General features: G+C 65.0%; 10 protein-coding genes and 1 pseudogene. 6 read left to right on the top strand and 5 right to left on the bottom strand.

Going from position 1 to position 13,469, the window contains the following annotated elements:
- Positions 1 to 73 precede the first annotated feature (73 nt).
- Entirely contained in the window at positions 74 to 313 is a 240-nt protein-coding gene (locus tag RAD10_RS14190) for a hypothetical protein (RefSeq protein ID WP_461617981.1), read from the top strand.
- Here the strand turns inward: RAD10_RS14190 and RAD10_RS14185 are convergent, their stop codons facing one another.
- Complete coding sequence (locus RAD10_RS14185; protein ID WP_461617980.1) at positions 314 to 1,528, bottom strand: hypothetical protein; 1,215 nt, start codon at positions 1,526 to 1,528, stop codon at positions 314 to 316.
- 2 nt (positions 1,529 to 1,530) lie between these two features.
- On the bottom strand, positions 1,531 to 2,898 hold the full coding sequence (locus tag RAD10_RS14180) for an APC family permease (RefSeq protein ID WP_461617979.1): 1,368 nt from the start codon (positions 2,896 to 2,898) through the stop codon (positions 1,531 to 1,533).
- A 351-nt stretch (positions 2,899 to 3,249) separates the two neighbouring features.
- On the opposite strand from RAD10_RS14180, the gene RAD10_RS14175 reads away from it, so the two are divergent.
- Positions 3,250 to 4,536: an alpha/beta hydrolase gene (locus tag RAD10_RS14175; protein WP_461617978.1), complete on the top strand. Its 1,287-nt coding sequence runs from the start codon at positions 3,250 to 3,252 to the stop codon at positions 4,534 to 4,536.
- Positions 4,537 to 4,707: 171 nt separating this feature from the next.
- On the top strand, positions 4,708 to 5,034 hold the full coding sequence (locus RAD10_RS14170) for a GrlR family regulatory protein (protein WP_038950525.1): 327 nt from the start codon (positions 4,708 to 4,710) through the stop codon (positions 5,032 to 5,034).
- A 34-nt stretch (positions 5,035 to 5,068) separates the two neighbouring features.
- On the opposite strand, the gene RAD10_RS14165 is transcribed toward RAD10_RS14170, so the two are convergent.
- Both RAD10_RS14165 and RAD10_RS14160 read right to left on the bottom strand, forming a co-directional pair.
- The gene (locus tag RAD10_RS14165) at positions 5,069 to 5,446 is read right to left on the bottom strand and encodes a hypothetical protein (protein WP_461617977.1); all 378 of its coding nucleotides are present in this window, start codon (positions 5,444 to 5,446) and stop codon (positions 5,069 to 5,071) included.
- A gap of 91 nt (positions 5,447 to 5,537) precedes the next feature.
- Entirely contained in the window at positions 5,538 to 6,707 is a 1,170-nt protein-coding gene (locus RAD10_RS14160; protein WP_461617976.1) for an MFS transporter, read from the bottom strand.
- Between the two features lie 182 nt (positions 6,708 to 6,889).
- Here RAD10_RS14160 and thrS point away from each other — a divergent pair, with 182 nt between their 5' ends.
- The 3 genes from thrS (at position 6,890) to RAD10_RS14145 (ending at position 10,933) form a co-directional block, all read left to right on the top strand.
- Complete coding sequence (thrS, locus tag RAD10_RS14155; RefSeq protein ID WP_201759664.1) at positions 6,890 to 8,944, top strand: threonine--tRNA ligase; 2,055 nt, start codon at positions 6,890 to 6,892, stop codon at positions 8,942 to 8,944.
- Positions 8,945 to 9,037: 93 nt separating this feature from the next.
- Entirely contained in the window at positions 9,038 to 9,601 is a 564-nt protein-coding gene (locus RAD10_RS14150) for a nitroreductase family protein (protein ID WP_461617975.1), read from the top strand.
- A 63-nt stretch (positions 9,602 to 9,664) separates the two neighbouring features.
- Positions 9,665 to 10,933, top strand: a complete 1,269-nt coding sequence (locus RAD10_RS14145; RefSeq protein WP_461617974.1) for a serine hydrolase domain-containing protein — start codon at positions 9,665 to 9,667, stop codon at positions 10,931 to 10,933.
- Here the strand turns inward: RAD10_RS14145 and RAD10_RS14140 are convergent.
- A pseudogene (locus tag RAD10_RS14140) lies at positions 10,919 to 13,380 on the bottom strand (putative bifunctional diguanylate cyclase/phosphodiesterase). The gene RAD10_RS14145 and the pseudogene RAD10_RS14140 sit on opposite strands and share 15 nt — an antisense overlap.
- Between the last annotated feature and the right edge of the window lie 89 nt (positions 13,381 to 13,469).

The raw sequence follows: 13,469 nt of genomic DNA, 5'->3' as shown, positions 1-13,469 counted from the left end.
CGCACGGTGGCCTGAGGGGAACCGCAAGCTTTCTTCCCGCGTTGTTTTGATGCTCCCCCGGGAGGAAACAACAATGCGCTGGAAAATCAGCCCTCATCTTCACTTCAGGCCGTTTCACTTCAGGCTTTCTCACTTCAGGCCTGGGCCCACCCCCGGCTCCAGGCGGCACCACGACCCCAGAACCTTGGATCTGCTCGCGATCGTCGCCTTGTTGGCGCTCGTGCTTGGCTCCGGCTGGTATCTGGCGACGAGCTTAGCCACCGCGCCGAGCACGACGGCGCTCATCGTGCCGAGCCAGAGCGTGCACTGGTAATTAGCGGAACCAGTAGAAGCGCCCGGGCGGCGGCGGGATCGGCTCGGGCGGCCGCAGCCGTTTCGGACGCGGCGGCTTCGGCGTCGGATCGGCCGACGAGGTGGCCTCCCCGCCCGGCGCCGTTTCGGTACCCGGCACCCTCACCGCCAGCAGCAAATTGGACTCGTGCATCCGCCAGCGGTAGCCGACGCCGAAATCGATCGGCTGGGCCCGTGTGAACAACTCGGAATAGCGCTCCTGATAGCGACCGGGGAATTCGTCGATCGGCCCGAGATAGCGGCCGAACGGGAAGAACCGCCATTGCCGCGCGCCGTAGTTCGCAAGCGGAATACCGGAATCGTCCTGGATGATGGTGGCGCTGTTGGCGAGCAGCCAGTCGCGAACGACGGTGAAGTTTCCGGAGTGCATGAGATAGGACGCACTCTTGAGCAGGCTGTTGCCGGGCCCGAGCGTCTCACAGAATTTCAGGAATCCGGTGTTGCGCGCGCCGGCATTGGAGAGGTCGGTCGAGAAATAATACAGCGTGCGCGCCTCGCCATCGCTGCCGGCGAAGGCGATGCGAACGCCCCGCGTCGCGTTACGGCCCGGATTGTCGTCGCCGACATGCAAGCCCCCCTTGTCGTCGAGCGCGATCATCTCGACGTTGCGGATGGTCTTGCCGGAGCGCGCGAGGAAAACATAAAGGATCGGCAAGGTGCCGTTGACCTGGTTGGCGTGCAGGTCGACCTTCATCTGCTTGGTGATGAAGAAGGAAAAGCTCAGGATCGAGCCGAGCGAGCGCTCAACATTGTAGAGCGCCGCGCCGACCGCGCCGCGCGGCAGCCGCGTCAAATCGGGCACGGCGCCGACCGGCTCCAGCGCGCCGAGCACGTAGGTGCTGGCCTTAGAATAGAAGGCGTTGGCGTAGAGGAAATCGGGGCCGCTGAACATGTAGAACATGGTCGGCCGGGGCGCGGCGAGATTGACGTCGGCCCAATCGCGGATCTTGGAGAGCTGGCGCTGTTCGAGCTGGGCGAAGGCGCCGTCGAAGAATTTTGCGTGGCGCTGCCAGCCCGGATCCTTCGTGAGCGCCACCAGCGGCGAGTCCGCCGAAGGCTGCATGCCCGCGAGGAAGCGCGCGGTGTCGTCGAAGCTCACCTCGGCGGCATGCGCGGACGAGACGGCCGCAGCCAGCAGGGCAAGAGCTGTGGCCGCAATTCTGAGGGGACGAAACATGTCTATGCGCGATCGTGTGAATTGCCAGCGGCGACCGGCCGCCTGCGGAAAACAGCATAAATCAACAGGCCCGAGAGCATGACGAGCATCCCCGCGAGCGACTGCAGCGGCCGCTCGGTCAACAGGTAGTACATCATGAACGCGGTCACGAGCAGGAAAACCAGCGGCGTGAACGGGTATCCCCAGGCGCGATAGGGCCGCGGCAAATCGGGATCGGTGATGCGCAGCTTGATGACGCCGGCGACCGTGAAGAACGAGCAGAACAACAGTGCGAACTGGATGAAGTCGAGCACCGCCTCGAAGCTGCGCGTGAACAGCAGCAGATTGGCGACGGCGAGCTGAAACAGGATGGCATAGGCCGGCGCGCCGCTCGCCGACCGCTTCGAGAACACGCGCAAGGCTGGAATGTCCTCCCCCATCGTCATCATCACGCGCGGGCCGATCCACATCATCGCGCTGATCGAGGAGATCAGGCCAACGCAGATCATCGCGCCGACGATCCGACCACCGAGGCTGCCGAAGATGGCGCTACCGGCGACGCTGGCGACATCGAGCTGACCGGCAAGCGCACCGACCGGCGTCGAATGGAGAAACACCGCATTCAGCGCGACGTACAGCACGAGCACGATCAGCGTGCCCGCAAGGAGCGCGCGCGGCAGATTTCGCTGCGGCCTGTTCATCTCGCCGATGATGTAGGTCGCGGCGTTCCAGCCCGAGAACGAATACATCACGAAGACGAGGCCGATCGCAAACGGCGCGCTGACGATGTGGGCGAGATCGCCCGGCTGCGGCGCGAACGTGATCGGTTGTGGGGCGGCGATGACGAAGCCGGCGACCAGGAAGGCGACGATCAGCGCGACCTTGATGATCGTCGAGATCAGCTGGAAGGTCGAGGAGTGCCTGACGCCGGTCAGTTGCACGAGCGAGACCAGCCATACCACGGCAATGGCGAGCGGGATCGGCGGCAGATCGGGCACGACAGATTTGGCGTATTCACCGAACGCCATCGCGGCGAGCGCAACGGGCGCGGCAAAGCCCACCGTCGCCGACACCCAGCCGGCGAGAAAGCCGAAGGCGGGATGATAGGCCCGACCGAGGAAATTGTACTCGCCGCTCGAGCGCGGAAACATCGCCCCGAGCTCGCTATAGGCGAACACCCCGCACAGCGCGACGATGCCGCCGACGGTCCACAGCAGCAGGATCGAGAAGCCGGACGGGATATCCTTGACCTGGAAGCCGAGGCTGGTGAAGACGCCGACCCCGATCATGTCGGCCACGACGATGGCGGTCGCGACCAGAACCGAGACCCCGGTCCCGCCTCCGGTCAGCCGGCCAGTCCAGGGCGCGGTTCCCGCATTTGATGCCGTCATCGGGGTCCTTAACCTCAGGCGTCGTGCCTCATGGGCGCATCGTGCAGGTTGGCCCAGTCAATTCAAGCAGGGTTAACAAGGGCTAAATGAGGCGACGGAAGCGGGTAATTGAGCACCGCTTATTCCGCCCCCGAGCGACAAAGCTGCGCCCGCCCCGGGAAATCCCGTTCCTCCTCCCCACAATCAGGACACGATTGCATGGTCCTTTCGAGCGCTCTGGATGTGGGGAAGTTTCTCCGGACACTTAACGTCGCCTAAACGCCAGTCGGCTCAATTGTCTAGAGATGCCGATGGACGTGACTTTGGGGTCATGGGTGGATGGTCGGGGCCGTTCCGAAATTGAGAGCTGACATGCGTGCCGACCGGACGACGTTCGGTGCGCGCGGTCGTGCGCTCCGGGTCGGCCTGATCTCAGCCTTGGTGCCGCTGTCGCTGACACTGGTTCAATGCGGCAAGGCGCCCAATCCGGCGGCGCTCGCGGCGAACTCGCAGGCCAATGTTCAGGTCGTTGCGAAGACAAATCAGCAAGTCGCGAGCGGCGACACCTTCGAGGATCGCTTCCCCGCTCCGCAGTTCGGGGAGCGCTTCCCCTCAGCGAGCGAGAGTTTTCTGCAGCGGCAGATGTCGGACTTCTCGCCGAAGCGCGCCGTGCAGCAACCGCCGCCGGAGCAGGCCCCCTACAAGGTCGCTTCGCTCGAGCCGCAGGTCCCCTACAAGCGTTCGCCCCGCGACGACCTGACGACGCTCGTCAGCATGAAATCGTCGGCCTTTCCCTATTTCGGCAACAACCCCGCCTCCGACGCGCCGTTCCTCAACATCGCCAAGGGCGACCGCCGCGGCCATCGCAGCTATTCCGGTCGCGTGTTCTGGCAGGACGAGACCTACAATGACAGCCGCGTGCTGATGCACGTGCCCGAGCATTTCGACGTCCGCAAGCCGGGCGTGATCGTGGTGTTCTTCCACGGCAATGGCGCGACGCTCGAACGCGACGTGCGTGATCGCCAGCTGGTGCCGAAGCAGGTCACCGATTCCGGCGCCAATGCCGTGCTGCTTGCCCCGCAGATGGCGGTCGATGCCGCCGATTCCAGCGCCGGCAAGTTCTGGCAACCGGGCGGCTTCAAGCGCTTCATGGCGGAATCGGCCGACCACCTCGCCCGCGTCACCGGCGATCCCAACAGCGCCCGCGCCTTCGCCAACATGCCGATCGTGATCGTCGGCTATAGCGGCGGCTTCCTGCCGACGGCCTGGAGCCTGGAGGTCGGCGGCATCAGCGACCGCGTCCGCGGCGTCGTGCTGCTCGACGCCGTCTATGGCGAAATGGACAAGTTCGCGTCCTGGATCGAGAGCCACCGCTCCGGCTTCTTCGTCAGCGCTTACACCCGCCACACCGCGCGGCGCGACCGCGAGCTGATGAGCATGCTCCGGCAGAAGGGCATCAGCGTCGCCGAGGACATGGACGGCCCCTTGCGTCCCGGCAGCGTGGTGTTCGTGGAGACCGGCGACGGCATCACCCATCGCGACTACGTCACCCGCGCCTGGACGCGGGATCCACTCAAGGACGTGCTGGTGAAGATGTCGGCGACGCCGGCGCTGGCGCTGACCCGCGTGGCCGCCAGTTCCGCCGCATCGAGCCGATAGGTTTGGATATTGGTCCAGCCGGTGTCCGGCTGCATTGCCTGCAATTCCCCCCGGCTCTGATCAAAATGTAATGTTGATGGTCGAAATCCCCGGAAGCCACCGGATTGCTTCCGCCAGCAAGGCTCATACTTTGCCGGCCAGTTTGTGATTGGAATTTCGCGGGGACAGGCAGTGCGTCAGGGATTGTACAAGGTCGACTTCCATACCGTTCATGGAACGGGCTGCGGCGTCGTCTACGTGATGGATGGCAAGATGCGCGGCGGCAATTCCGCTTTCGCCTTCATCGGCACTTATACGGGCGAAGGCGACAGCATCAAGGTCAAGATCTCGACCCAGCGCTATAACGACGATCCGTCCTTCAAGGCGCTGTTCGGCACCGACCGGATCACGCTGGCGCTCGCCGGCCGGGAGGACGGCGACAACGCGGAATTCGAAGGCAACGCGCTGCAGGCGCCGGGCGTTGCCTTCCGGGCCGTGCTGAGCCGGATCAGCGACTGAGCATCAGCTCATCCGGTGTTAGCTCTTGTAAGTATTAGCTCTTGGGCAGCTTCGGAATGCTCTCGGCAAAGCCGTTGAAGCAGGCCAGCCGCTCGTCCTCTTCCTTGATGAAGCGGCAATCGGCGTAGCCCTTGGCCTTCGCCGGCTTCGGCTTCGGCGCCGGCGCGATCACCGCGTCGTAGCAGTTGAGGCGGTCCTTGGTGCCGTCGTCGAGCTCGAGGCAGGCCTGGAGCCGGGCCGCGATCGACTGCGGCTTGCCCTTCGGCGCTGCGGCCGGCTTGGCCGCCGCCTCTTTGGTCCCTTTGGGCTTGACCTGCACCAAGGGCTTGTCCCCCACCATCGGTGGCTTGTCGGCTTGCGCAAACGCGGAGGCTGAATAGAGCACCGCGGCAACCGCCAGAATCATCCTCATTTCAGTCAACTCTCTTTGGTCCCCATGACCGGCGTTCTAGCGCTCCCGCGCGCGGTTTGCCAAGCACATTGCGTAAACGAAGCCGCGGGATTCAGGCCGTTGCGGCAGCAGGCCGGGGCCGGGTCAGGACCACCAGGATCAGCGCCAGCACGACGAAACCGACCGCGACGAAGCCGAGCGGATGCAGGAGCTCGCGGGCGAACAGCAGCCCGCCGACGGCGGAGCCGACCGCCTGGCCGATGTAGAGGACGGACGTATTGAGTGCGACGGTCGCCGATGCCAGCGGCGGCGCGGCCGCGACCAGCCGCACCTGCTGCATCGAATTGGTCGAGGCAAAGCCGAGGCCCCAGACCGCGACTCCAACCGTCATGAAAGCAAGCGTGCCGGCGCCGAGCGCCCAGCCCGTGATGCCCGCAAGCAGCAGGCAGGTGAACAGCAGCGAGGTCCGATACGGTCCCGAGGTGTCGACGATGCGGGTGGCGATGACGACGCCGAGGAAGCCGCAGACGCCGTAAAGCGCGAACACCATGCCGATCGCATCGGGACCGGCGCCAGTGAGCTTCTTGAGCAGCGGGCCCATGAAGGTGAACACCACGAACTGCCCCGACATCTGCAGCATGGTGATCGCCAGCAGCAGCAGAATCGTGCTGTTGCGGGCGACCTCGCGCCAGGTCTTCAGATCCACCGGCGCGCCCTTCAGGCCTGCCGGCAACCGCAGCATCAACAAGAGGAAACTGATGCAACCGAGCACGCCGATCTCGCCATAGGCCGCGCGCCAGCCGTAGCGGCTGGCAATGAAGGTGATCAGCGGAAGGCCGACGGCGGCAGCCAGCGACCAGCCGAGGAAGATATAGGCGATGGTGCTGCCCCGCCGCTCCACCGGCACGATCAACGCCGCCGTGCCGGCGGCCTGCGGCGTGTAGAGCGCACCGACCGCGAGCATCACGAGACGGATGGCGAGGAGGCTGGTGTAATCGGGTGCAAAGGCGGAGGCGAGATTGCCGAAGGCGAGCACCGCCAGCGTCGTCGTGAGCAGCGTCCGCCGTTCGATGCGGCTCGTCAGCCAGGCCGTCAGCGGAGAGCCGATGCACAGCGTGATCGCGCCGAAGGTGATGAGGAGCCCGGCCGCGTGAATGCTGACGTCGAGCCCCGTCGCCAACTCCGGCAGCATGCCCGCCGGGGCCAGCACCGAGCAGCCGGTGACGAGATTGCCGAGCATCAAGGCGGTTGGCGCGAAACGCGGGGCGCGTGCATTTTCCATGCAACTGCATGTAGACCGGCCGCCGGGCCAGTTAAAGGGCCGGTGCGAAATAGTTCGTGCGCGACCGTTTTATGCGCCGATTTTCTTGGAATTGCCGGATTGCGCAGGCCGAATCGCCTGATATATCGCTCGTTCCCGCTTACCTGCGCTCGTTCGCAGGAGTGAGCCTCAGGAGAAAAGCAATGACCGACCAGTCCAAGGACCAGCCGAAGTCCGAATCCGGCTTCCAATATTCCCTCAGCAATCTGAAGCCCGTGACCCCCGCCGCCAAAGTTACCCTCACCTTCCCGGACGGCGCCCAGCGCCAATACGACCAGAGCATCACCGGCCTCGATATCGCCAAGGGCATCTCGCCGTCGCTGGCCAAGCGCACGGTCGCGATGGCGCTCGACGGCGTGGTCGCCGACCTCAACGATCCCATCGAGGCCGACGCCAAGCTCGAGCTGATCAGCCGCGACGATCCGCGCGCGCTCGAATTGATCCGCCACGACTGCGCCCACGTGCTGGCTGAGGCCGTGCAGACGCTGTGGCCGGGCACGCAGGTCACCATCGGTCCCGTGATCGAGAACGGCTTCTATTACGACTTCTTCCGCAACGAGCCGTTCACGCCGGAAGACTTTGCCGCGATCGAGAAGAAGATGCGCGAGATCATCGCGCGCGACAAACCTTTCACCAAGGAAGTCTGGGACCGCGAGAAGACCAAGCAGGTGTTCCGCGACAAGGGCGAGGCCTTCAAGGTCGAGCTGGTCGACGCCATTCCCGGCACCGAGCCGATCAAGATCTACTATCAGGGCGACTGGTTCGATCTGTGCCGCGGCCCGCACATGACCTCGACCGGCAAGGTCGGCAACGCCTTCAAGCTGATGAAGGTGGCCGGCGCCTATTGGCGCGGCGACAGCAACAACCCGATGCTGACCCGCATCTACGGCACCGCCTTCGCCAAGCAGGAGGACCTCGACGCCTACCTGAAGCAGATCGAGGAAGCCGAAAAGCGCGACCATCGCAAGCTCGGACGCGAGCTCGACCTCTTCCATTTCCAGGAGGAAGGTCCGGGCGTCGTGTTCTGGCACGCGAAGGGCTGGACCGTCTTCCAGCAGCTGATCGCCTATATGCGCCGCCGCCTGACCGGCGACTACAGCGAGGTCAACGCGCCGCAGATCCTCGACAAGTCGCTGTGGGAGACCTCGGGCCATTGGGGCTGGTACCGCGAGAACATGTTCGCGGCGCAGTCGGCCGGCGACGAGGCCGAGGACAAGCGCTGGTTTGCGCTCAAGCCGATGAACTGCCCTGGTCACGTGCAGATCTTCAAGCACGGCCTGAAGAGCTACCGCGACCTGCCCTTGCGCCTCGCCGAGTTCGGCGTGGTGCATCGCTATGAGCCGTCCGGCGCCATGCACGGCCTGATGCGCGTGCGCGGTTTCACCCAGGACGACGCGCACATCTTCTGCACCGAGGACCAGCTCGCCGAAGAGTGCCTGAAGATCAACGAGCTCATCCTGTCGACCTATGCCGATTTCGGCTTCACCGGCGATCTCACGGTGAAGCTGTCGACGCGGCCGGACAAGCGCGTCGGCACCGACGAGATGTGGGATCACGCCGAGCGCGTGATGGCGACGGTTTTGCGCGAGATCCAGTCGCAGAACAATCACATCAAGACCGAGATCAACCCGGGCGAAGGCGCCTTCTACGGGCCGAAGTTCGAATATGTCCTGCGCGATGCCATCGGCCGCGACTGGCAGTGCGGCACCACGCAGGTCGACTTCAACCTGCCGGAGCGGTTCGGCGCGTTCTACATCGACCATGACGGCGGCAAGAAACCGCCGGTCATGGTGCACCGTGCGATCTGCGGCTCGATGGAGCGCTATATCGGCATCCTGATCGAGCACTATGCCGGCAACTTCCCGCTCTGGCTCTCGCCGGTGCAGGCGGTGGTCACGACCATCACCTCGGAAGGCGACGAGTACGCCAAGGTGGTGATGGAGCAGGCACGCCGCGCCGGGCTTCGGGTCGAGATCGACCTGCGCAACGAAAAAATCAACTACAAGGTCCGCGAGCACTCGCTGGCCAAGATCCCGGCACTGCTCGTGGTCGGCAAGAAGGAGGCCGAAACGCATTCGGTCTCGGTCCGCCGGCTTGGCAGCGACGGCCAGAAGGTGATGACGACCGAGGAGGCGATCGCCGCCCTGGTCGACGAGGCGACCCCGCCTGACGTCAAGCGGGTGCGGGGCGCGGTCTGATCCCTGAAATCGATCTAAACTCGCTTCCGGTTGCGGGCGTGCATGCTTATCTCCGCATGGCACGCTCGACGACCAGTTGAAGAGGATCTCCCAGTGCCCGACGCCATCGAACTCCTGAAGACCCGCCGCTCGGTCAAGCCGCGCGAGATGACCGGGCCTGGCCCCTCCGCGGCCGAGCTCGAGACCATCCTTACCATCGGCGCGCGCGTGCCCGACCATGGCAAGCTCGCGCCCTGGCGCTTCATTATCTTCGAGGGCGATGCCCGCCAGCGCGCCGGCGAGGTGATCGCGAAGGTGTTTGCCCGGAAGAATCCCGGCGCGCCCGCCGCCGACGTCGAGATTGAGCGCAAGCGCCTCACCGACGCCCCGCTGGTGATCGGCATCGTCAGCTTCACCAAGCCGCATCCGAAGGTGCCGGCGTTCGAGCAGGAATTGTCGGCGGGCGCCAGCGCCATGAACATCGTCACGGCCGCGACCGCGCTCGGCTACGGCGCCTGCTGGCTGACCGGCTGGTTCTCGTTCGATCGCGACGTGCTCGACGGTCTCGGCCTCAAGCCGGATGAGAAACTCGCCGGCTTCATCCATATCGGCACCCCGACCAAGCCGAGCGAAGACCGTCCGCGACCGTTCCTTTCGGAAATCGTGACGCGTTTTTAATCGAAGGCTTGTTGACGCCTCTGGCGTCTTGCGGCTTTGATCCCGGCAAGGGAGGAAGCCGGTATGAGACGCCGTGAATTTCTGGTCGGGGCCGCGCTGCTGGCCGGCACGATGGCGCGAAGCCGGGCCGCCGACATCCCCGCCCCGTCGCCCGACGGGCTCGACCGCATTACGGCGTATTTCAACAACGAGGTGGGAAGCGGCCGGCTGCCGGGCGCCGTGATCCTGGTGCAGCAGCACGGCAAGCCGGTCTATCTGAAGACGTTTGGCGTGCGCGACGTCAGGACCAGTCTTGCGATGACGCCGGACACGATCTTCGCGATCCACTCGATGACCAAGCCGATCACCTGCCTTGGCGCGATGATGCTGATCGACGAGGGCAAGCTCGCCCTCACCGACCCCGTCTCGAAATACGTTCCCCTGTTTGCCGACACCAAGGTCGGCCTCGAGGTCACCCTGCCCGACGGCAAGCTGGAGCTCGATCTCGTGCCGCCGGTCCGCCCCGTCAACATCGAGGATTTGCTGCGGCACACCTCGGGCATCAGCTACGACTATATCGGCGGCAAATGGGTCGAGCAGGCCTACAAGGCCGCCAACATCTTCGAAGGTGCCTTCAACAACCGCGAGTTCGCCGACCGCATCGCAAAACTGCCGCTGGCGCGGCAGCCGGGAACGCTGTGGCGCTACGGCCATTCCACCGACGTGCTCGGCAGCGTCATCGAGATCATCTCGGGCCAGACGCTGTATCAGTTCCTGAAACAGCGCATCTTCGATCCGCTCGGCATGAGCAGCACCAAATTCACGCTGGCGACCGAGGACGAGCTGGCGCGGATGGCGCGGCCGCTGCCGAATGATTTCATCCTGCTCGCCGCCGAGCGTGACCGCCTCGATCATCCCGAATGGCAGTCCGGCGGCGGCGGCCTGCTCTCGACCATCACCGACTATCAGCGCTTCTCGCAGATGCTGCTGAACGGCGGCGAATTCGAGGGCAAGCGTTACCTGAGCCCTGCCGCGTTCAAGGCCATGACGACCGATCACATCGGACCCGGCTCCGGCGTCGGACGCGATTATTTCTATTTCCCGGGCGACGGCTTCGGCTATGGCTATGGCCTTGCGGTGCGGACCGATCCCGGCAACGCCAAACCGCCGCCGCCGGGCTCGCTCGGCGAGCTGAAATGGGACTCGGGCAGCGGCACCTATTTCGGCGTCGATCCCAAGCTCGACATGGTCTACCTCATGATGCAGCAGACCCAGAACGAGCGCAGCCGCATCACGCCCGCCTTCAAGGCGCTGGTCTACGACTGCTACCCCGAGGGGCTACGCCGCCCGTGAGGCGCGCTGACCGAAATCGGCGAGCAGCTTTGCGATCTCGGCCGCCGGCCGTGCCGCGCTGAACAGAAAGCCCTGCACCTCGTTGCAGCCCTCGGCGCGTAGCCAGTCGAGCTGATCCTCCGTCTCGACACCCTCCGCAGTCGTGGTGATGTTGAGGCTGCGGCCGAGCCCGGAGATCGCGCGCACGATCGCGCTGCAATCGGGCCGCTGCGCCAGATCCTTGACGAAGGAGCGGTCGATCTTGATCTTGTCGAACGGAAAGCTGCGCAAGTAGCTGAGGCTGGAATAGCCGGTGCCGAAATCATCCATGGAGATGCTGACGCCGAGCTCGCGGAGCTGGTGCAGGATGGCGAGATTGGCATCAGTCTCCGCCAGAAAGATCGACTCCGTGATTTCGAGCTCGAGCCGCCGCGGCGACAGGCCGGATTGCGCCAGCGCCGAGATCACGATTTGAACCAGGTTGCGGCTGCGGAATTGCGCCGGGGACAGATTGACCGCGACCTTGACGTCGGCAGGCCATTTGACGGCCTCGGCGCAGGCTTCGCGCAGGACCCATTCCCCTAGCTGCGTGATGAGGCCGATATCCTCGGCAACCGGAATGAACTCCGCCGGCGAGATCATGCCCTTGTCCGGATGACGCCAGCGCAGCAGCGACTCGAAGCCGGAGATGCGGTCGGAGGCGATCGACACCAGCGGCTGGTAGTGCAGCTCGAACTCGCCATTGGCGAACGCACGGCGCAGATCGACTCCATGTCGCGGCGCTTCTGCGCCTGCAGGTCCATCTCGCGCTCGAAGAAGTGGTGCACGCCGCCGCCGTCGGACTTCGCCCGGTACAGCGCCATGTCGGCATTGCGCATCAGCTCTTCCGGCGTCGTGCCGTCGCCCGGCGACAGCGCGATGCCGATGCTGGCACCGATCACCATCTCCTGGCCGTCGAGATCGTAGGGAGCCTTCAGCATGTCGATCAGCAGGCCAGCGCAGGCGCTGGCCTCGTTCGGCGAGACGTCGGCGGCAAGGATCACCGCGAATTCGTCGCCGCCGAGCCGGGCCGCCAGATTGCCGCCGCGGACAGCAAGGGTCAGGCGTTCGGCGACGTCCTTGAGCAGGCGGTCGCCGACGGGATGACCGAAGGAATCGTTGATGTTCTTGAACAGGTCGAGATCGATGTAGAGCACGCCGACCCGTTTTCCCGCCGCCTGCTCGAGCGCCTGCTTCAGGCGCTCCTGGAAATATTCGCGGTTCGGCAGGTCGGTGAGGCCGTCATGGTGGGCCATGTGCGCGATGCGCGCCTCCGCCTTGCGCCGTTCGGTGATGTCGACCACCGCGACGAGATAGCCGTCGCGATCGTCGAAGGCGACGCGGCGGCCGAAGGTGAGCACCTCGATCTCGCTGCCGTCGGCGCGCAGGTGCCGCCAATTGCGCGAGGAGTGGTAGGCCTCCCCCACGCGCTCCAGCGCCTCGGCGTGGCTGTCCCACTCGTCCTCCGGCCAGATCTCGTGCAGCTTCATGCGCAGGAAGGTGGCGCGGCTGTAGCCGTAGTGCTGGACCGCGGCGTCGTTGACGCCAAGGAACTCCTTGGTCTGCGCGTCGAACACCCACATCGGCATCGGGTTGCTGTCGAACAGCAGGCGGAACGAGGCGTCGCGCCGCTTCAACGCCGTGACATCGGAGATCGTCAGCGATACCACGTCGGCGAAGGCCGTTGCGCTGAGCCGGAGGTGACGTCCGTCGCTTTCGATCTCGAGCTGCTCGCCGCGGCCGCCCGCGACGGCCTTGAGCAGAAAGTCCATGATCTCGGGCGAGGCCAGCAGCGTGTTGCCCTCGCCGATCCGCCGCCACAACAGGTTCCCGGTCGCGACATTCAGCAGCGCGCTTGCGCTGTTGTTGTGGTGCACGACCTGGAGATCGGACGGCTTGCCGCCGGCATCGCGCAGCGTGGCCAGCGAGATCACCGCATCGTCGGTCGAGGCGAAGATCGCATCCAGCAGATTGTACTGGGTGCCGCGCTCGTTGATATAGGCGCCGACCAGCGTGGCGCCCCAGCGCGAGGCCGTCGGCAGCGCCAGCACATCGTAGGTCCGGACCATGCCGTCGCGCACGCAATGCGCGCTGGCCTGATACGGTCGTCCGTTGGCAAGCGCGCTCGTCGCCGCTTCCGACAGCGCGGTGGCGCAATCCGGCGACAATTCGGCGACGGGGATATCCCAGCGCTCCTCGCCGAGCCATTTCTGCACGTAGCGTCCGCTGCGCGACAGTTCGAGCGTGCCGTCGTTCCTCAATAGCGCGATGTGATCGGCGAGCCGTCCGAGACTGCCGAGCATCACGTCCTCATAGCGCGGCAGCCGATCGCCCGGCTTCAGTGCGGCACGCCATTTGCGCTGAAGCACCGGGATGTCGTCAAACATTTCGGCGGCCGGTTTTCCCGACACTTTCTTCGCGGCATTCATGGCAGTCCCCAACGCACTTTCCCGGCGCATCCAATGCAGCTGCGCTTAACGACATGTAAAAGGGCCGCAGGCGCGGGTTCCATTCGGCG

Source organism: Bradyrhizobium sp. 23AC (genome assembly GCF_054863025.1).
This window is presented reverse-complemented; position numbering and strand designations above follow the sequence as displayed.